This window comes from Bacillus sp. 11C, assembly GCF_055486375.1.
In genome coordinates this window covers 386489-405947 of record NZ_JBUPVZ010000001.1, presented here as the reverse complement: position 1 = coordinate 405947, position 19459 = coordinate 386489, and the positions used below count along the sequence as shown (strand labels likewise).

Here is a 19459-nt window from a genome sequence, read left to right as displayed (position 1 = left end):
CTATTAGGTGATTTCAGATGATATGATGAAACCAATCATACGTTTAAAAAAGGAGAAACCCCTGATGGTGAACGATGCGGTTGTATTCATTTTGGCTGTCTTTTTACTAGGGGGAGCCGCGGATTATTGTTTGGGAAACAGATGGGGGCTTGGCGAGCGGTTTGCCGACGGCTTCAAGGCCATGGGTCCGCTGGCGCTGTCGATGATCGGAATTGTGTCGCTGGCACCCGTGTTGGCAGCAATCCTCATTCCCATCGTATCTCCGGTTTATACAGCGATTGGAGCTGATCCCTCATCCTTTGCGAACACCATCTTGGCCATTGATATGGGTGGATACGCGCTCGCTGGAGAAATGGCCAAAGATCCAGATGCCGGACTGTTTTCATGGGTGTTTTTAGGAACGATGATGGGACCGGCAATCGTCTTCACGATTCCCGTCGCTCTTGGCATCATCGAAAAAGAGGATCACCCGTATTTTGCGAAAGGCATATTAATCGGGCTGTGTACAGTACCGATCGGGTGCTTAACCGGCGGGTTATACGCAGGTTTTGACACCATTATGATAGGTAAAAACCTTCTGATTCCGAGTCTTTTTTCTGCTGTGATCGCTTTTGGATTGTGGCGGTATACCGACAACATCATTCGATTATTTCATCTCTTCGGAAAGGCTGTCAGTATGGTTGCGATTATCGGGCTCGCAGCTGTTTCCGTTGAAACGATGACCGGCATTGTGCTGATTCCGGGAATGGAAAGCGTTGAAACAGGAATACAAACGACTGGCACCATCGCCATTGCCTTGGCAGGGGCTTTTCCGATGACGGCCTTTATCACAAAAGCCTTTAAAAAGCCGCTTCAGGCAGTGGGGAGATGTTTTCATTTAGATGAGAAAGCAACAGCAGGCTTGGTGACCTCTTTGGCTCATCATATTCCGATGCTGGCCTCATTAAAAGATATGACGCCGAGAGGAAAGGTCATCAATGTCGCGTTTGCGGTTAGCGCAGCCTTTGTGCTTGGCAGCCATCTCGGTTTTGTGGCGGGAATGAAAAAAGAAATGGCGGCGGCCATGATCATTGGAAAATTAGCTGGGGGAATCACAGCTGCGGCAGCGGCTGCCTGGATGACGCCTGCACAATCAGCTGATCAGCAAAAACATGCGTCAGCCGGCTATAGCTGAGGCAGAAGCTGTTTCAACTTTGTCCAATCGGGAATGTTACAGTAAGGATTCTGTGAAAGAGGGTTGGACACATGGCCGTGAAAGACGAGTGCATGTCAAAAATCAAACAGGAAACCAAGCCTTGGATTAAGCGATTCGGGAGGCTTGGTTATTTTGCATTCGGCGGCGTTTTTATCCTGCTCGGGATCTTAGCATGTATGACGGCAGCCGGGGCGGGCGGCGCGAAAGATTCGAGCGGAGCGTTTCAAACGCTATCACGCATGCCGTATGGATCAATCTTGCTTTTGCTCATTGGCGTCGGTCTCATCGGCTATGTGATATGGATGGTGCTGAGCGCGCTCAAGGACACAGAGGGCTACGGAACAAGCAAGCGAGGCCTGTCACGGAGAACGGGAAACTTTTTCAGCGCCGCCGTTTACGCATCCATTGCTTGGAAAGCCTTGCGATTTGTGTTTGACCAAGGGGACGGCAGCACGTCGGAAAAGACGTGGTCCGCTTATGTATTGGCACAGCCGTTCGGTCAATGGCTTACAGGGCTTACGGGTGGAGGATTTATTCTATTTGCGATTGTACAATTTGTGAAGGGTGTACGGGCTGCTTTTATGAAAGAGTTCGACACGTCAAAAATGGACAAACACATGATATGTATTGCGAAAAACACCGGACGCGCAGGCCATATCGCCCGGGCCATTATTTTCTCAGCTATCGGTTATTTCCTCATTAAGACAGCCATGACCGCTGACCCTGACGACACAAGAGGCTTTGACGGCGCGCTCGCCGAACTCGCGCAGCAGCCGCATGGCAAAATGATTTTATGTATTTTAGCGTTCGGGCTGATCTTATACGGAATGTACGCCATTATGAAAGGCATTTATCAGCATATGGCATGGGAGAAGTGAGCTCTGGGCAGATCCGCGTCCAGCGCGTTTTTCAGTTTCTTAGAAATCAGGTGGATGAAAGCTGGCGTCAGCTGTAGCTATCGCAGCTGCTTGGAATTGAACAGGAGGAAGTCATGTACATAGGCGACAACGGAAACGACCTGACAATGATTGAATGGGGGGGCTGCGGCGTTGCCATGGCAAACGCTATTCTGGAAGTAAGGGAGATTGCCATTTTGAAACAAAATCAAATACAAAACACGGCGTGGCGCATGCGATTCAGGAGCTTGTGCTGAAAAAATAGGCACCCCATAAAAGGGTGCTTTTTTGAAAAGAAAGTTAAAATCCTAATTCCGAAATATTGTAGTTACATTAGCCGAGAGGACAGTTAAAATATTAAAGTTGATTTCAGAAATGATGAGGATTAAATCCTTTAAAGTTTGAAATGATTTTTCTTAGCTCAGTACTTTTAATCAATAGAATCCCCTATGATGTCTTTTTTGTTAAGATATATAATGGAAGTAATTATACATATAAGAATAATTATCACTTGTACCAACAAGGTGATCATAATAGAGGCAAAAACATTTTGGTGAAATAGGGGCTGTCTTAAAACCATACTCAGATTTCCTATAAAAACAAAGGAGTCTCTGAAAATAGACAGCACGTACCATGCAGTTAAGATTAAAAAAGCATAAACGGGTTTCATCATTATTGAAAGTGTTGTGAAGAGAAAAACTGCACATAGCACACTTGAAAAATTCAACAAAATGACGAACCATGTTAACTGTAGATATGGCATTTTAAAATCTGAAAAATTTAGTGTATGCAAAGTATATTCAGTATAATTTGTTGAGTGGATTCCAAATAAACGGCATAGCAAAAATGTTAATAAAAACATTAGAGAGCAGTAGATCAATGTAATAATAAAAGTACAAGTATATTTACTAATGATAAGTAAATACACTTTACGTATTCTAATTCTAGTAAATGAGCTGAAATTTATAATGTCTGTTCTTATCCACGTATTCATAATTAAAATCAAGCTTAGCTGAATAAACAACCATAAAAAAGGGAATTTAAAAGAGTGCTGTATTACAAGCTCAATTGGTACACCACCTATACCAATTAGTAATGTATCTAAATACGAATAATAACTATTTTGATCATAGGATTTTAACAAAAGTACTGGGTACAACAAAAAAAACAACGTGAGAATTAGCAAAATAATAAAGTTAGTTTTAGCATGTTGAAAGCCAGTTTGCAGATCTCTTTTTATTAATAAGAAATAATCTTTCATTGAATTTCACTTCCATAAAGTATCTTATTTGTAAACTGGAATCTTGAACAAATTGATAGTCATACCATGCCGAGAGTTAATATTCAGTTGTAATGATGCGGTTTTATTCATATCATTATAGGTGAATTTAGCCTCCCCTTTGATTGTTGTGTGAGGAGGGATGGAATTCACTCTTTTTTTTGTGCGATTATCAATAAAGTCGATACTTTGTGTCATATCTTCTCCACGCATTAAACGATAAAACTCTGGATGGAATGTAACAGCTTTATCAGTGTCATTTTTAAAAGTGAAAGGTATTATAAAATTTGTAATTTTATTCAGCATATCATCTTCCACTACTTCAGTCTTTGCTTTTCCAAATGTTTGTGTAAAGCCTAGGGCTTTTATGGGTGTGTCTAGATTAGAATTAACAACTGATAATTTGTAACCAGCATAGTTTTTATTAGTAGCGCGGTATTGATAAATACTATATGTAGTAACTAATATCAAGCAAATTAATATTAAAGCCAAATATAGTTTTTTCTTCATTAATTCACATTCCTTTCAGACTCGCCGACAATACGTCCACAATCAATATCAAAAATTTTATCTGATACTGCATGAAGTGTTTCAGAATCGTGACTAGCAATTAATATGGTCTTTCCTTCAGCCTTTAATTTAAATAAAAGATTTTCGACTACTTTTACAGTTTCACGGTCTAAAGCGTTTGTCGGTTCATCCAGCATTATAATTTGTTGATCTTCCATAATAGCTTGAGCAATTCCAAGGCGTTGCTTCATACCTAAGGAATACTTTTTATATTTTTTTTTATCATCAGGATTTAAACCGACACTTTCAATAGCTTTCTTGATGTCATTATCGGAAATTTTTGATTGAATTTTTGAAAGTAACTTTAAATTCTTAAAGCCGGTGTAATCAGGCACAAAACCAGGATACTCAATTAAAACGCCAATATTGTTAGGGAAATTTCCTTGCTTTGTCATATTAATTCCGTTTATTAAGATTTGCCCTTTAGTAGGGCGCATCAATCCCGATAGTACACGCAACAGCATAGTTTTACCAGATCCATTCCGTCCTTGAAATCCGTAAATTTTCCCTTTGTCTAATTTAAAAGAAATACTATCTAGTACCGTATTTCTTTTGAATGTTTTTACAATATCTTTAGCTTCTATGATTACTTTCGACATTTTTCGTCCTCCATTATTAGTTCTTCTTAACGTTGTTCTCGTCAATTTTCCCATTAGAATAATCTTTTTTGACCATTTGTACATATATTATAGAAAATAAAAGTATTGTCCCGCCTGTAAACAGAAAGACTGTGGTCTCAAAAGATTCTGGTACTAACCATTGGTCTAAATTCAAAGATAAGTGATCATGTAAAATTGAAAATTCATAAAAGTTGCTCATCATACGATCCATAATAATTAAAGACATTACAGCGATAAAACTATATATGTAATTTGATAAAAACAAATATATAGCACTAACTGCAGCAGAAAAGAAAAAGAACACGAGAGTGCTCGTAATAAAATAACGAGTAATCATCCATATCCCTGAAAAAGATGAGAGGTCTATTTGATCTCCATATCTTATATAAGGCGTTCCTGCTGTTGTGTCCCAATAATGTACAAAATTCCCGCACCAAATCCCACTAATAATGTATCCAAAAAATAATAATAATAGTGTGAAACATAAGGAAATACCAAACAATCGAGCAATTAATGCTAAAAAAAGTTCTGAACGTGATCTATATCTAATGATACGAAATAGCGAAAAAAATGGTAAAACACCAATGGACACAAATAAAAGGAAAAGTGGACTGAGAGGAAAAGTAAATGTATATATTGAGAAAAATTGATCCATTGCGTCTGCGATACTAATCGTCCCTTTTAGATCTTCAAGTCGTGCATTTTTAATTAGGAAAAGAATAGTCAGTATAAATAAGCAAAGCCAACTCGTTATTTTCCATTTATCAGCATATAAATCAGTTATTAAGTTTTTCCATTCCCTAATCACGAACATATTTGCGAACTCCTAGTAGAAAAATTATTAAGCTTAAAAGCATCACTCCTATTAACTGGAAGCACATTGCAGACCAACTTGCTCCATTGGGTGCTTGTTGTTGTAAAAAACTAGAGGCTTGCATTTGATCTTGTCCTAACGTTGTAAATACAGTATTAAGAATAAACTGAAGTACGAATGGAGATAAAACAACAATAAACATATTGTGAAATAGCATACTTATACTCAGTGCAAAACTAGCCCATACCCCGGAAAACAAACCAGTCAATAATATATAGAACAAAATGTGTAATAATGGGTGACTATAATAAAAATCAGGAAAAAATGTATAACCTGTTACTAATGGCATTTCATTATTGATAACACGATCAGGCGGAATATTAGGAAACTTCATGAAAGACAAATAAAGATTAACAATTAGAGGCAGCGTTCCAGTAATAAAAGCTGCGGCAAAATTCAATCCAAATAAAGCCTTGAAGTATAAACTTGCTTTTTTCCTTATAAATAAAAAAGGTGTATAGCCAGTACGTTGATCACTTGCGAATAAATCTGCTAATGGAAGAGATACTATTACAGGTAAAAGGAACAGAAACAAGGTAGGGTAGTCTGAAATTCCACCAATCCCCATCCACTTGGTATAAGGTGTAAATGCTATTCCGCCATCTTTTTCAATTGATTCTTCTAAAAAAAGTTCATCTGTATAAAAATAAGCAACAGAACAAAATAAGCCGATTAAAATTGCGATATAAAATGACTTTCTATGTAATAGTCGGTGTAAAATTAGTTCTCCCATAAAATCCTCCTCTAAACAAGTAAATAGGTACTGAAATATCAGTACCTAAGAATTTATCAATAATCTGCGCTCCAAAATCCATTAGAATGGCCGTTTCCGTCTTTTTTAGCAGCAATTGAAGCGACTACTGTTCTAGATCCTTTGTTATCTTCAAGGGCATAATTTGTCATTAATATTGTGCCCTTTTTTCTTACTGTATAATTATGACCATGGGAAACATCATGCCCGTTTGCTTTAACCCAAGATTTATATGAAATATTTATATCATTTACTCTTTGATAGACAGCTCTCTTAGTATATTTTTCGAGCTTACCAGTCTCATCGTATGGATTTCCTTTTAAAAACCCAAAATGATAACTTTTTGTCATACCTTTTGAATCAGCAAAAGCTTTGTTAATACCTACTAAAGTAAAACTAAGCCCTATAATAAGAGTGAAAATAAAAAACTTTTTTTTCATGCTCTAATAACTCCCTTTTGAATGTTTCACATATTATTACGAATATTTATCGTAGTCAGGACTCCATACTCCGTTAGAGTGCCCATTTCCATTTTTTTTAGCTGCAATAGAAGTGCTTACGGATTCCGCCCACCAACTTCTATAATCTTCAACTGCATAGTTTGTCATTAATACTACGCCCTTATTTCTTACTGTATAATTATGACCGTGGGAAGCATCATGCCCGCTTGCTTTAACCCAAGATGTATATGCAATATTAACATCTTTTACATTTTGATATACATAAGTTGTTCGGTACTTTTGACGTCCAGTTGTCTCATCATAAGGATTTCCTTTTAAGAATCCAAAATGAAATTTAGTGTCTACAAAGTTTCCATCAGGTGGGTGCTTTGCTAATAGTTTGGCAGTGCCTAAAGAAGTAAAACTGACTCCCAAAATGAGCATAAATACAAGTATCTTTTTTTTCAATGAATTCACCTCTATATTTTTTTTATATTAAAAATCTTGTCTGCCACACCGTAACAGTCATGATTTTCGTTCAACCAAATAAACCGAAGAGAAACAACTGCTGATTTTCCTTTAAAAGATGGTAATTTGATTTGAAAATCTGCATCAGGTCCAGGATCTTTGTAAGTTTGTTTCCATGTGACTTCTTTCCCTTTTTCGTCTCTAATTTTCCCAAGTATGTAATTTGGTGTAGGATGCTTTAATTCCTTTACCATTTCAATCTTATTATGTTTTGGGAGAGGGACAATGTCGGTCTCTTTATCTTTAAGTAATTTTTTGATGTCAGCATTATTCGTCTCTACTTGTTTGTTGTAAAAAGGGCCATTCTTAAAATCAGACGACCAAAATATTTTTTTGAAATAAATATTTTTCGATTCAGAGTCTAACCAAAAGTCATTATTTTCGCTCTTAGGATCTTTGGAGGTATCTGTTATTACAATGATTGGTTCGGATACCGAATCTGTTACCATCTTGACTTCATTATTTTTGGCACAAGCAGAAACCATTATGAGGGAGGCTGTAAAAAGTAGTGAAAAGATTAATTTCTTCATTAAAGAACACTTCTCCTTATTTACTCAAAAAATTCCAATAGACTCATATTAACTATAATATTTTTACAAGTCAACTATTTTTTTCTATTTTTTAGAGTATTTATTCTTATATTTACCTTTTAACATAAATCGCGAGATATTATTGAAAAGTATAGGATGATAATCTTTCATTACTTTATGGAGTTATGTTTCAGGTATATATATTTATAGTCGTGACTAGGAATATAATAGTTTCTTAACAGAAGATTAAATTTCTATGCTGGTTTAAATGATTAATAAAATAGCTTTTAATCATAGTCATTTTTAGAAATGCATAATATAATGAGTTTTGTTTATTAATGAGACTTCAAATATCACTTTTAAAGTGTATTTAACCATCCGATAATGGAGCGTATACCGTATTTCAATGTTAAAATAAATTGGATATTGTAAAAATGAATAGAAATTGAAGCTAAACTGGAGGCACGATATGGATCGTGAAAAACAGCAGCTCAGCATAGAAGCGGCAAAATTATATTATCAATCAGATTACAGTCAGCAGCAAATTGCTGAGCAGCTCAGCATTTCAAGGCCGACCGTTTCCCGGCTGCTGCAATATGCAAAAGCAAAAGGGTTTGTCCAGATTCGCGTCATGGACCCTTTTGAGGATTTGGATGCGCTCGGTTCCATGCTTGAAGAAAAATACGGGCTTCTCGAGGCGCATGTTGTGTTTTCTCCGACCCCCGATTATGCAGGAATTACACATGACCTAAGCCGCTATGGTGCAGAATATATGCATGAAACGGTGAAAGACGGCGACATTGTCGGGGTCAGCTGGGGAACCACCATGTATCAAATCGCGCAGAACATGCAGCCGAAGCAGGTTAAAGGCGTCGAGGTCGTCCAGTTGAAAGGCGGCATCAGCCATTCTCGGGTGAACACGTATTCTGCTGAAACGATTCAGCTGTTTGCAGAGGCTTTTCAAACGATGCCGCGCTATCTCCCGCTTCCCGTCGTATTTGACCATGCGGATGTAAAGCAAATGGTGGAGAAAGACCGTCATATCGAGCGGATCATCGAGATGGGCAAGCAGGCGAATATCGCTCTTTTCACGGTGGGAACCGTCCGTGACGAAGCGCTGTTATTCAGGCTCGGGTATTTTAATGAAGAAGAGAAAGCCTTGCTGAAAAGACAGGCCGTCGGCGATATTTGTTCACGCTTTTTTGATGCGAAAGGAAATATTTGCAGCACAGCCATCAATGACCGGACCATCGGCGTCGAGCTTGAAGACCTGAGGCTGAAGGAACGCTCAATTTTAGTGGCCGGCGGAAGCAGAAAAGTGTCTTCCATACACGGTGCGTTAACCGGAAAATATGCCAATGTTTTAATCATTGACCAGCATACCGCAAGGGCGCTTGTTAATGATTTGTGACACGTGCAAACCGTTCGCTGAACAAAATTTCAATTACCAATTTACATATGTTCAAAAGTCGGTTATGCTAAAAAATATCTTAACAAAAAAGGAAGTGTGCGACGGATGTCATTAGCTAACAAAATTGATCATACAGCTTTGAAACCGCATACACAAAAAGCGGAAATTCTAACATTAATCGAAGAAGCGAAAACATACAAGTTTGCTTCTGTATGTGTCAATCCGACATGGGTGCAGCTTGCTGCAAAAGAGCTTGAGGGAACGGGAGTTGACGTTTGTACAGTCATCGGCTTCCCGCTCGGTGCTAACACAACTGAAACAAAAGCGTTCGAAACAAAAGACGCGATTTCAAAAGGCGCCACTGAAGTGGACATGGTCATTAACATTGCCGCTTTGAAAGATAAAGAAGATGATGTGGTTGAAGCGGATATCCGCGGTGTAGTGGAAGCTGCAGCCGGAAAAGCGCTTGTCAAAGTCATTATTGAAACATGCCTTCTGACTGATGAAGAAAAAGAACGTGCATGCCGTTTAGCGGTTTCTGCGGGAGCGGATTTCGTGAAAACATCAACAGGCTTCTCAACAGGCGGCGCAACGAAGGAAGATATCGCCTTAATGCGCAAAACTGTAGGCCCTGATATCGGCGTGAAAGCATCCGGCGGCGTCAGAACGAAAGAAGATGTAGACACAATGGTCGAGGCGGGAGCGAGCCGTATCGGCGCAAGCGCAGGCGTTTCCATTGTAAAAGGAGAAAACGCATCTGGCGGAGACAACTATTAAGAAGCAGACGGAAGGCCCATTGCTTTCCGTTACTCTTCTATTATTCACGGGGAAATAATAATTGTAAGCGAATACAGATAAAGGAGAACACATATGAAGTATTTGATTGGGATTATCGGTTTAATCGTGTTTTTAGGCCTTGCGTGGATCGCAAGCAGCGGGAAAAAAAGAATTAAGATCCGCCCAATTGTTGTTATGCTCATTTTGCAATTTATACTCGGCTACATTCTCCTCAATACCGGGGTAGGGAATTTCCTTGTAGGAGGATTTGCAAAAGGATTCAATTACCTGCTTGAATACGCGGCAGAAGGAATCAACTTTGTGTTTGGCGGTCTGGTGAATGCGGACCAAACGACATTCTTTATGAATGTTCTCTTGCCGATCGTGTTTATTTCCGCTCTGATTGGGATTTTGCAAAAGTGGAAGATACTTCCGTTTATTATTAAGTATATCGGACTTGCTCTCAGCAAGATAAACGGTATGGGGAGACTGGAATCGTATAACGCAGTCGCTTCTGCTATTTTAGGGCAGTCTGAAGTGTTTATCTCCTTGAAGAAAGAACTCGGTCTTTTAAATCAGCAGCGCTTGTACACGCTTTGCGCTTCTGCGATGTCAACTGTATCCATGTCAATCGTCGGCGCGTATATGACGATGCTGGAACCGGAATATGTTGTAACGGCGCTGGTCTTGAACTTATTTGGCGGTTTCATTATCGCTACTATTATAAATCCTTACGATGTTGAAGAAGAAGAGGATATGCTTCGTGTTGAAGAAGAAGAAAAACAATCCTTCTTCGAAGTGCTTGGAGAATACATTCTCGATGGCTTCAAAGTAGCGGTTGTCGTCGCTGCGATGCTGATCGGATTTGTCGCGATTATTGCCTTGGTTAACGGTATTTTTAATGCAGTACTCGGTATTTCCTTCCAAGACCTTCTTGGATATGTGTTTGCTCCATTCGCTTTTCTTGTGGGTATCCCATGGAATGAAGCTGTTAATGCGGGAAGCATTATGGCAACAAAAATGGTATCGAATGAATTTGTCGCTATGACGACATTAACGCAAAACGGCTTTGATTTCAGCGGCCGTACAACAGCGATCGTATCGGTATTCCTTGTGTCATTTGCGAACTTCTCCTCAATCGGAATCATAGCCGGTGCCGTAAAAGGACTGAATGAAAAACAAGGAAATGTTGTTGCTCGTTTCGGCCTGAAATTATTATACGGCGCTACGCTTGTCAGCTTTTTATCAGCGGCAATTGTGGGCTTGATTTACTGAACATAAACGAAAAGGATCGGTGACCATAATGAGAATGGTAGATATTATCATCAAAAAACAGAACGGAAAAGAACTCACCACAGAAGAAATTCAATTTTTCGTGAACGGCTATACGGATGGAAGCATTCCTGATTATCAGGCAAGCTCGCTTGCCATGGCGATTTTTTTCCAGGATATGAGTGACCGCGAGCGTGCGGATTTGACGATGGCTATGGTGAACTCCGGTGAAACGATTGATCTTTCTGCCATTGAAGGAATTAAAGTGGATAAACACTCCACCGGCGGCGTCGGCGACACGACGACACTCGTGCTCGCCCCGCTTGTTGCGGCTCTTGATGTGCCGGTAGCCAAAATGTCCGGACGCGGTCTCGGCCATACAGGCGGAACGATTGATAAATTAGAAGCGATCGACGGCTTTCATGTGGAGCTGTCGAAGGACGAATTTATTAAGCTTGTGAATCGCGATAAGGTCGCCGTCATTGGCCAAAGCGGCAATTTAACGCCGGCTGATAAAAAACTGTACGCGCTTCGTGATGTGACAGGAACGGTCAATTCCATCCCGCTGATCGCAAGCTCGATTATGAGCAAGAAAATCGCTGCCGGTGCGGATGCCATCGTGCTTGACGTGAAAACGGGAGCGGGCGCCTTCATGAAAACGGAAGAAGATGCGGCTGAACTTGCCAAAGCGATGGTACGCATCGGAAATAACGTCGGCCGCCAAACCATGGCTGTTATTTCTGATATGTCCCAGCCGCTCGGCTTTGCGATCGGAAATGCGCTTGAAGTCAAGGAAGCGATCGACACGCTCAAAGGCGAGGGCCCTGAGGATCTTCATGAGCTTGTCTTAACGCTCGGAAGCCAGATGGTTGTGCTTGCGAAAAAAGCCGACACATTGGACGAAGCGAGGGCGAAGCTGGAAGAAGTCATGAAAAACGGCAAAGCGCTTGAGAAGTTCAAGGACTTCCTGAAAAACCAAGGCGGCGACAGCTCGATTGTTGACGAGCCGTCTAAGCTTCCGCAGGCTGCTTATCAAATTGATGTGCCTGCCAAAGAAGCCGGTTTCGTTTCTGAAATCGTCGCGGACGAAATCGGTGTCGCAGCCATGCTGTTAGGTGCCGGCCGCGCCACAAAAGAAGACGAAATCGATTTAGCCGTCGGCATCATGCTCCGCAAAAAGGTCGGCGACAAGGTAGAAAAAGGCGAACCACTCGTCACGCTGTACGCCAACCGCGAGAACGTCGATGAAGTCATCGCGAAAGTCTATGACAACATCCGCATCGCAGCGGAAGCGAAGGCGCCGAAGCTGATTCATACGTTAATTACGGAATAAAAATAAAGCACATCCCATCCTGAGTGGGGTGTGCTGTTTTAATTAAAGGATATGATCGATCTGATAATCCTCTTGGGTGATTTTTTTTGCTTTCTCAACCTTACTTTTGAAATAGAAGATGAGATAGCAAAGGATGATACAAGGAACTCCGCAGAATAGTGCGATTCTTTGATTGGGATCAAAAGCGAGACCGATACAAGAAGCTGAACATAATAAAAGAGCGGCTATAGGTATAAAAGGATAAAGCGGTGCGCGAAATGTCAGATCTTTTACATTCCCCCCTTTTTTAAGAAATCTCTTTCTAAACAAGAGCTGAGACAGGGCAATGCTCATCCAGACCACAACTCCTGCGAACCCAGCAATCGCTACCATCACCACATATACAGTTCCGGGCGCCACGATACTGGAAACGAGAGATAAACAAGATACGGCCATACTGATGATTAAGGCATTTAGTGGAATGCCTTTAGATGTGACTTTTTTAAAACGAGAGCTGATCATGTTTTCATTTGCTAACGACCACAGCATACGGGTTGAGGCATATAGGCCTGAATTGGCAACGGACAGCAAGGCTGTTAATATCACGAAATTCATAATATCTGCGGCGTAAGGGATTCCGATTTCTGCAAACACTGCTACAAAGGGGCTTTCAATCACTCCTGCTTCTTTCCATGAAATCAGTCCGGATAATACGAAGACGGCACCAATGAAAAAAATGACTGTTCTCCATGCGACATTACGAATGGAGCGCGGAATATCTTTTTGAGGATTTGCTGATTCTCCTGCTGTGACTCCGATTAATTCTGTTCCAGAAAAGGCAAAACTCACAGATATCATGGCGATAAATACAGCGAGAAAGCCGTTCGGAAACAACCCTCCATGATCTGTGAAATTTGAAAACACAGGAGCATCAGCCGTCCCGTTTAGAGAGATCAGGCCGAACATGGCGGCTCCCCCTAAAATGATAAATAAAATGATGGTGACAATCTTTACGCTGGAAAACCAAAATTCGGTTTCCGCAAATAACTTGACTGAAAATGCGTTGCATACGAAAAGGAGAGCTGCGAAAATTGCACTCCACATCCATACGCTGCTGTCAGGAAACCAGCGCTGCATGAGAATGCCGGATGCGGTAAACTCTGAACCTACCGTCACCACCCAATTCATCCAGTACATGATGCCGACCATAAAACCGGTAGATGGCCCGATGAATGTTGTGGCGTATTTTTGAAAAGAACCGGTCACCGGCATGGCGACCGATAATTCACCGAGACATTGCATGACGAGGTACATCATCAACCCGCCGATTACATATGCGAGGATCGTACCGCCGGGTCCAGCTTGATTTAGCGTATAGCCTGTGCTGAGGAAAAGTCCTGTGCCTATGACGCCTCCCAATGAGATCATAAATAAGTGCCTGCTTTTCATCGTGCGTTTTAGCTGTTGGCCGCTGTTTCCCTGAAGACTCACCGTCTCGTCCTCCTTTTAGCTGCCATTCATTAGGCAGATGAGTTTCTCGTACCCAAAATACAACCAGACAGAAGATCATTAGAATGGGGAGAACTTCATTCCTTTTAATGCGTGTAACAGAACGTGAGCCGCGGCTCTGCTAGTCATATCTCGAAAATCGAGGGTAGGGTCGACTTCAACGATTTCAATCCCGGCGACATTAGGCTGCTGTGCGATGTATTTGACGGCTTCGAGTAATTCGTCTGTATAAAGGCCGCCTGGGCCAATCGCTGGACAGCCGGGTGCATGGGACTGGTCTAGGACATCCATATCAACTGATATAAAAATGAAGTCTGTTCTCGTTTGAATGGCAGGCAGAATCTCTTTTATAGTCTGGACTAGTCCTTTTTCACGTACCATGCCCATCGTGTGAATGTTCACGTTATGATTTTTCGCGTATGTTTCATAAGCCAAGCTGTTGCTGAATTCTCTGATGCCCAGCTGAATCAAATGCTGGCCTTCAATGATTTCTTCATCCAAAAGGCGGCGGAAGGGAGTGCCGTTGGTCGGCCCTCCGTCCTCCGTGTTCCGAACATCATGATGGGCATCAAATTGAATAACTGCGATCGTTCCTTTCGTTTGTGCCATTGCTTTTATAGTGGAGTAGCTGATGGAGTTATCTCCACCGAGTATGAACGGCACCCAATCTGGGTGATCCGAAAGTAGCGCATGCATGGTAAGAAAGATTTGATGATGTGACTTTACGATATCAGTGACATGAATATCAATATCCCCCAGATCGTAAAGAAGGTCAGATACGACATGTTCTCCAAGCTCAGCAGAATAGGCAGATGCGTTTTTAAGAGCCTGGCGGATTGTTCCGGGAGCAAAGGAAGCGCCTGAATGACTGATGGAGGATTTAGATAGGGGGACACCTATCAATGCCGGCCCTTTAATGCCTTGGCCGTCCCATTTTGCGATCAGGTCGCTCATTTTTGTTACATCCCGGTCTTGAAACGAAGAACCAGCCTCTCTGAGAAAAGGGTATTTATCCATAAATGGCTCTCTCCCTGTTAACAACAACTGTTCCGTTTTTCATGACTTGATGTACATGATTGACTCCATAGTGATACGGAATATACATGTAATTCGAGGCTTCCCAAATGACAAGATCAGCTGAGCGGCCGGCTTTGAGCTGACCGGCTTCTTCTCCTTTTCCTATGGCGTATGCGGCATTGACTGTGACCGCATGCCATATTTCTTCCGCAGTCATTTTTAGATGAAGCGCGGCAATCGACATGATCAGCTGGATATTTTCAGTCGGCGAGCTGCCAGGATTAAAGTCCGTTGCCAAGCTGACACATACACCCTCATCAATCATGTCTCTTGCTCTGGCGAATGTGCTTTTGCCAAGATAAAATGTCGTGCCCGGCAAGAGGACGGCGATCGTTCCTGCCTCAGCCAATTTTTTTATGCCTTCGTCAGAGGCGCCTACCAAATGGTCGGCTGAGACAGCCTTTAGCTCCCCCGCTAATTCAGCTCCTCCAAGCGGGTCGATTTCATCTGCGTGTATTTTCAACCCGAATCCCGCTTCAGCCGCTTTTTTTAAGTAACGGCGGGATTGACTGACGGTAAAAACGCCTGTTTCTGTAAAAATATCCGCAAAGCTTGCGAGCTCTTGCTCTTTTATTTCCGGCAAAAGGCAAAGCATTTGATCCAGAAATTCATCTGGCTTGTGTTGATATTCGGGAGGAATCGCATGGGCTCCCATAAACGTGGAGACAAGGTCAACAGGCTGGTTCTCATGAAGTTGTTTTGCGGCACGCAATTGCTTCAGCTCTGTTTCTTTTTCCAAGCCGTAGCCGCTTTTTACTTCAGCCGTTGTTGTGCCGTATGACAGCATTCTTTGCAGATGAAAATGGCCTTTTTGCAGCAGCTCTTCTTCTGAAGCCGCTCTGGTGTCTTTGACAGTAGACAGAATTCCGCCCCCCTGCGCCAGTATATCTAAATATGAGATGCCCTGAAGCTTTAGATTCAGCTCCTTTTCCCGAGATCCGCCAAATACAAGATGGGTATGCGGATCGACGAGACCCGGCGTTACAAGCCGTCCCGAACAGTCAATGATTTCGTCTGCTTCGTAATCGGCTTCAGCTCCTTTTTTTGAGGCGAAAACAATCTTCTGTTCATGGATGCCGACCACAGCGTCTTCGATCACATGAAGAGCCTGCATGCTTTTGCCCGCGCGGGGGCCGCTGCTTTCCATCGTCAAAAGCTGACCGATGTTGATGAGAATCGTATCAATTTGTTTCGGCATGTCATCACTCCCTTTCTTTTTGCATTGGCACGATAATGTCTTGTTTCTTCGCTACTTCAACGGCACGTTCATAACCTGCATCCGCATGACGGATAATGCCCATCCCAGGGTCGGTCGTTAAGACCCGCGCGAGCCGCTCGTCAGCCAGCTCACTTCCATCGGCAACCGCGACCATGCCGGCATGCAGGGAATAGCCCATTCCGACGCCGCCGCCATGGTGGAAGGAAACCCAGCTTGCACCGGCCGCCGTGTTGACAAGCGCATTTAGCACAGCCCAATCGCCGACAGCGTCACTTCCGTCCTTCATCGCTTCGGTTTCCCGGTTAGGAGAGGCGACAGACCCACAGTCCAAATGGTCTCTCCCAATGACGACAGGCGCTTTTAGCTCCCCGTTTCTGACCAGCTCGTTAATAGCGAGGCCCATCTTTTTTCGTTCTCCATATCCAAGCCAGCAAATACGGGACGGCAAGCCTTGGAACGTGACTTTTTCCTGTGCCATATCGATCCACCGGTGAAGAGCTTTATTTTCCGGGAACAGTTCTTTTAATAACGCATCTGTACGGTAAATATCTGCCGGATCACCGGAAAGCGCCGCCCAGCGGAACGGTCCTTTTCCTTCACAGAACAAGGGGCGGATGTAGGCTGGGACAAACCCTGGAAAATCAAAGGCATTTTCCAGGCCTTCATCTTTAGCAACTTGCCGGATATTGTTACCGTAGTCAAATACAACAGAGCCCTTTTGCTGAAAGGCCAGCATGGCTTCCACATGTTTTTTCATGCTTTGCTTCGCAAGGCGCACGTAAAGCTCTCGATTGTCTTGGCGCAAACGGTCGGCTTCATTAAGGGAATAGCCCTCGGGAACATAACCGATTAAGGGGTCATGGGCAGATGTCTGATCGGTGACGATATCAATGGTGACACCACGATTCAGAAGGGTATGGTGAACCTCTGCCGCGTTTCCGAGAAGAGCGATGGAGAGAGGTTTTCCTGCTAGCTTTGCCTCTTCAGCCCATGCTAAGGCTTCTTCAATTGACGCTGTTTTTCGGTCGCAGTATTTTGTTTCAATTCGTTTGTCGATTCGTTTCTCGTCAACCTCGACGGCAATGACGACTCCTTCATTCATCGTGACAGACAGCGGCTGGGCGCCTCCCATTCCGCCGAGACCGGCTGTCAGAGTCAATGTTCCTTTTAAGCTTCCTCCGAAATGCTGTCTCGCGAGCTCGGCGAAGGTTTCATAGGTTCCTTGCAATATGCCTTGTGAGCCAATGTAAATCCAGCTGCCCGCTGTCATTTGCCCGTACATCATTAACCCTTTTTTCTCAAGTTCGTGGAAATGCTCCCAGTCCGCCCACTTCGGAACAAGAACAGAATTTGCTAAAAGCACGCGCGGCGCCTGCGGATGGGTTCGGAACATACCAACGGGCTTTCCGGATTGCACGAGCAATGTCTCATCATTTTTAAGTGTTTTCAAAGAATGCTCAATGGCGTGAAAAGCGTCCCAATTCCGGGCGGCTTTGCCAATTCCGCCGTATACAATCAGGTCCTCCGGCTTCTCGGCGACTTCCGGATCAAGGTTGTTTCGAAGCATCCGAAGCACTGCCTCTTGCTCCCACCCTAAGCATTCAAGCTCTGTTCCCCTATTGGCACGGATAGATTTTTTTATATCAGTCATATGTTCATCCCCCTCAGTTCTTCATTCTTGTGATCTGGTAATAAAGATTCCTTCTTCAGCCAGTCATTCAGGCGTTCTATGTCATAGGAGAAAACACGGTCCTGCTGAATGGAAGGCACGACTTTTCTCATTTCCTGAAAGAGCTGTTTGGTATAGGTCGCTGCATGTTCTATGCCTCTGTATTCAACCGCCTGCAATGCGCAAATCGCTTCGATTGCAATGACTCTTCTTGTATTCGCGATCACCTGGTAGGCATGCCGCGCAGCAATGGTTCCCATGCTGACATGGTCTTCTTGGTTGGCGGATGACGGAATAGAATCCACACTTGCAGGATGCGCCAGTGTTTTATTTTCAGAAACGAGTGAGGCCGCGGCGTACTGCATGATCATTGCACCGGATTGCAGACCGGGATGAGGGCTTAGGAAAGGCGGCAGGTCATTTAGCTGCGGGTTCACAAGGCGCTCTATCCTGCGCTCTGCAATATTCGCAAGCTCTGACATTGCGATTTTCAGAAAATCCATGGCAAAGGCTATAGGCTGTCCGTGAAAGTTTCCGCCGGAAATCACTTTGTCACCGTCATTGAAAATAAGAGGATTGTCCGTAGCTGCATTCATCTCAATCTCTAATTTTTCTTTGACATAGACTAACGTTTGCCAAGTCGCACCATGCACTTGCGGAATACACCGCAATGAATAGGCATCCTGAACCCGCAGTTCACCTTGAGAGGTTGTCAGGCTGCTGTCGGATAGATAGAAGCGAATTCGTTCTGCGACGTCAATCTGCTCCTGATAGCCGCGGGCTGAGTGAATATCCTCGTCAAACGCATCAATAATTCCCCTCAGCCCCTCGATCGTTAAGCTGGCGATGCGCTCGATTTGATAGGCTAGTTTTTCAGCTTCAATGTATGCGACCACACCCATAGCAGTCATGGCCTGAGTCCCGTTAATCAAGGCAAGTCCTTCCTTGGATGTCAGCGTTATCGGCTGAATACCGGCTTTTTTCAATCCCTTCATTGCCGGCATCTTTTCTCCCTCAAAAAAGACTTCTCCTTGACCGATCAGCGCAAGCGCCAAATGGGAAAGCGGCGCCAGATCCCCGCTTGCGCCAAGTGATCCCTGCTGGGGGATGACAGGATGGACGCGTTTATTTAGAAAAGCAAGCAACTGTTCAACCAGTTCAGCACGTACACCGGAAAACCCTTTTAACAGCGCATTGGCGCGCAAAAGCAACATTGCCCTGGAAACACACTCAGGAAAAGGATCACCCACTCCGCAGGCATGAGAAAGGATTAAATTCAGCTGAAGCGTCGCCGAGTCTTCTTTTTGAATCAGGACATCACTGAATTTGCCAAATCCGGTGGTGATGCCGTAGATTGTCTTTTCTTCGTGAACAATCCGTTCCACTGCCGCTCTGCTTTTTTTCACGCGCTCCATACTTTCCTCGGAAGCCGCTGTCTCCTCAAAATCAAACAGCACACGAGCGACGTCGGCTGTTGTCAATGAAGAACCGTCTAAAGTCACCATAAGCCCAACTCCTTTGTCTTTACTT

18 protein-coding genes and 1 pseudogene are annotated in these 19459 nt (G+C 43.1%); 7 read left to right on the top strand and 12 right to left on the bottom strand.

All coding sequences use genetic code 11. From position 1 onward, the window contains the following. Window positions 1-61 precede the first annotated feature (61 nt). From eutH to ACY3LV_RS02030, 3 genes and pseudogenes are all read left to right on the top strand, one after another. Window positions 62-1174 carry an ethanolamine utilization protein EutH gene (eutH, locus tag ACY3LV_RS02040; RefSeq protein WP_333561756.1) on the top strand — a complete coding sequence of 371 codons (1113 nt, stop codon included), beginning with the start codon at window positions 62-64 and terminating at the stop codon, window positions 1172-1174. A 71-nt stretch (window positions 1175-1245) separates the two neighbouring features. Then, the gene (locus ACY3LV_RS02035) at window positions 1246-2073 is read left to right on the top strand and encodes a DUF1206 domain-containing protein (RefSeq protein WP_333561745.1); all 828 of its coding nucleotides are present in this window, start codon (window positions 1246-1248) and stop codon (window positions 2071-2073) included. Between the two features lie 77 nt (window positions 2074-2150). Further along, window positions 2151-2356, top strand: a pseudogene (locus ACY3LV_RS02030) (HAD hydrolase family protein); the annotation flags it as partial. A 1020-nt stretch (window positions 2357-3376) separates the two neighbouring features. Here ACY3LV_RS02030 and ACY3LV_RS02025 read toward each other — a convergent pair. Genes ACY3LV_RS02025 through ACY3LV_RS01995 form a run of 7 tightly spaced genes read right to left on the bottom strand, consistent with a single transcriptional unit; the run spans window position 3377 to window position 7683 of the window. After that, a complete protein-coding gene (locus ACY3LV_RS02025; RefSeq protein ID WP_148963272.1) occupies window positions 3377-3880 on the bottom strand; it encodes a hypothetical protein in 504 nt (167 codons plus the stop codon). Next, window positions 3880-4539, bottom strand: a complete 660-nt coding sequence (locus ACY3LV_RS02020) for an ATP-binding cassette domain-containing protein (RefSeq protein ID WP_148963273.1) — start codon at window positions 4537-4539, stop codon at window positions 3880-3882. Before ACY3LV_RS02020 ends, ACY3LV_RS02025 begins: the two co-directional genes overlap by 1 nt. 16 nt (window positions 4540-4555) lie before the next feature. Further along, window positions 4556-5374 carry a hypothetical protein gene (locus ACY3LV_RS02015; protein ID WP_333561744.1) on the bottom strand — a complete coding sequence of 273 codons (819 nt, stop codon included), beginning with the start codon at window positions 5372-5374 and terminating at the stop codon, window positions 4556-4558. After that, a complete protein-coding gene (locus ACY3LV_RS02010; RefSeq protein ID WP_148963275.1) occupies window positions 5361-6167 on the bottom strand; it encodes a hypothetical protein in 807 nt (268 codons plus the stop codon). Before ACY3LV_RS02010 ends, ACY3LV_RS02015 begins: the two co-directional genes overlap by 14 nt. 56 nt (window positions 6168-6223) lie before the next feature. Further along, the gene (locus ACY3LV_RS02005) at window positions 6224-6625 is read right to left on the bottom strand and encodes a hypothetical protein (protein WP_333561743.1); all 402 of its coding nucleotides are present in this window, start codon (window positions 6623-6625) and stop codon (window positions 6224-6226) included. Between the two features lie 36 nt (window positions 6626-6661). Further along, complete coding sequence (locus tag ACY3LV_RS02000) at window positions 6662-7093, bottom strand: hypothetical protein (protein ID WP_250621405.1); 432 nt, start codon at window positions 7091-7093, stop codon at window positions 6662-6664. Between the two features lie 11 nt (window positions 7094-7104). Beyond that, window positions 7105-7683 carry a hypothetical protein gene (locus ACY3LV_RS01995; protein ID WP_464863308.1) on the bottom strand — a complete coding sequence of 193 codons (579 nt, stop codon included), beginning with the start codon at window positions 7681-7683 and terminating at the stop codon, window positions 7105-7107. 469 nt (window positions 7684-8152) lie between these two features. On the opposite strand from ACY3LV_RS01995, the gene deoR reads away from it, so the two are divergent. From deoR to ACY3LV_RS01975, 4 genes are all read left to right on the top strand, one after another. Then, the gene (gene deoR / locus ACY3LV_RS01990; RefSeq protein ID WP_148963278.1) at window positions 8153-9094 is read left to right on the top strand and encodes a DNA-binding transcriptional repressor DeoR; all 942 of its coding nucleotides are present in this window, start codon (window positions 8153-8155) and stop codon (window positions 9092-9094) included. 105 nt (window positions 9095-9199) lie between these two features. Next, window positions 9200-9871 carry a deoxyribose-phosphate aldolase gene (deoC, locus tag ACY3LV_RS01985; RefSeq protein ID WP_333561742.1) on the top strand — a complete coding sequence of 224 codons (672 nt, stop codon included), beginning with the start codon at window positions 9200-9202 and terminating at the stop codon, window positions 9869-9871. A 93-nt stretch (window positions 9872-9964) separates the two neighbouring features. After that, window positions 9965-11146 carry a nucleoside permease NupC gene (nupC, locus tag ACY3LV_RS01980; RefSeq protein WP_148963280.1) on the top strand — a complete coding sequence of 394 codons (1182 nt, stop codon included), beginning with the start codon at window positions 9965-9967 and terminating at the stop codon, window positions 11144-11146. Between the two features lie 28 nt (window positions 11147-11174). Continuing rightward, window positions 11175-12476, top strand: a complete 1302-nt coding sequence (locus ACY3LV_RS01975) for a pyrimidine-nucleoside phosphorylase (protein ID WP_333561741.1) — start codon at window positions 11175-11177, stop codon at window positions 12474-12476. 42 nt (window positions 12477-12518) lie between these two features. Here ACY3LV_RS01975 and ACY3LV_RS01970 read toward each other — a convergent pair whose 3' ends face one another. The 5 genes from ACY3LV_RS01970 to hutH form a co-directional block, all read right to left on the bottom strand. Next, window positions 12519-13946 carry an amino acid permease gene (locus ACY3LV_RS01970; protein ID WP_333561740.1) on the bottom strand — a complete coding sequence of 476 codons (1428 nt, stop codon included), beginning with the start codon at window positions 13944-13946 and terminating at the stop codon, window positions 12519-12521. Between the two features lie 78 nt (window positions 13947-14024). Then, complete coding sequence (gene hutG / locus ACY3LV_RS01965) at window positions 14025-14981, bottom strand: formimidoylglutamase (RefSeq protein ID WP_333561739.1); 957 nt, start codon at window positions 14979-14981, stop codon at window positions 14025-14027. After that, window positions 14974-16239 (bottom strand): imidazolonepropionase, encoded by a 1266-nt coding sequence (gene hutI / locus ACY3LV_RS01960; protein WP_333518965.1) that lies wholly within the window; start codon window positions 16237-16239, stop codon window positions 14974-14976. The genes hutG and hutI overlap by 8 nt, the downstream gene beginning before the upstream one ends. Window positions 16240-16243: 4 nt before the next feature. After that, entirely contained in the window at window positions 16244-17911 is a 1668-nt protein-coding gene (gene hutU, locus ACY3LV_RS01955) for a urocanate hydratase (protein WP_464863307.1), read from the bottom strand. After that, window positions 17908-19434, bottom strand: coding sequence for a histidine ammonia-lyase (gene hutH, locus ACY3LV_RS01950; RefSeq protein ID WP_464863306.1), 1527 nt, complete (start codon window positions 19432-19434; stop codon window positions 17908-17910). Before hutH ends, hutU begins: the two co-directional genes overlap by 4 nt. Between the last annotated feature and the right edge of the window lie 25 nt (window positions 19435-19459).

Excerpts from the sequence above, each read along its gene's own strand:
- hutH (WP_464863306.1), bottom strand. The coding sequence starts at position 19,434 with ATGGTGACTTTAGACGGTTCTTCATTGACAACAGCCGACGTCGCTCGT.
- ACY3LV_RS02010 (WP_148963275.1), bottom strand. The coding sequence starts at position 6,167 with ATGGGAGAACTAATTTTACACCGACTATTACATAGAAAGTCATTTTAT.
- ACY3LV_RS02020 (WP_148963273.1), bottom strand. The coding sequence starts at position 4,539 with ATGTCGAAAGTAATCATAGAAGCTAAAGATATTGTAAAAACATTCAAA.
- deoC (WP_333561742.1), top strand. The coding sequence starts at position 9,200 with ATGTCATTAGCTAACAAAATTGATCATACAGCTTTGAAACCGCATACA.
- deoR (WP_148963278.1), top strand. The coding sequence starts at position 8,153 with ATGGATCGTGAAAAACAGCAGCTCAGCATAGAAGCGGCAAAATTATAT.
- ACY3LV_RS02005 (WP_333561743.1), bottom strand. The coding sequence starts at position 6,625 with ATGAAAAAAAAGTTTTTTATTTTCACTCTTATTATAGGGCTTAGTTTT.
- hutU (WP_464863307.1), bottom strand. The coding sequence starts at position 17,911 with ATGACTGATATAAAAAAATCTATCCGTGCCAATAGGGGAACAGAGCTT.
- ACY3LV_RS01995 (WP_464863308.1), bottom strand. The coding sequence starts at position 7,683 with ATGAAGAAATTAATCTTTTCACTACTTTTTACAGCCTCCCTCATAATG.
- nupC (WP_148963280.1), top strand. The coding sequence starts at position 9,965 with ATGAAGTATTTGATTGGGATTATCGGTTTAATCGTGTTTTTAGGCCTT.
- hutI (WP_333518965.1), bottom strand. The coding sequence starts at position 16,239 with ATGCCGAAACAAATTGATACGATTCTCATCAACATCGGTCAGCTTTTG.
- hutG (WP_333561739.1), bottom strand. The coding sequence starts at position 14,981 with ATGGATAAATACCCTTTTCTCAGAGAGGCTGGTTCTTCGTTTCAAGAC.
- ACY3LV_RS02035 (WP_333561745.1), top strand. The coding sequence starts at position 1,246 with ATGGCCGTGAAAGACGAGTGCATGTCAAAAATCAAACAGGAAACCAAG.
- ACY3LV_RS02025 (WP_148963272.1), bottom strand. The coding sequence starts at position 3,880 with ATGAAGAAAAAACTATATTTGGCTTTAATATTAATTTGCTTGATATTA.
- ACY3LV_RS01975 (WP_333561741.1), top strand. The coding sequence starts at position 11,175 with ATGAGAATGGTAGATATTATCATCAAAAAACAGAACGGAAAAGAACTC.
- ACY3LV_RS02015 (WP_333561744.1), bottom strand. The coding sequence starts at position 5,374 with ATGTTCGTGATTAGGGAATGGAAAAACTTAATAACTGATTTATATGCT.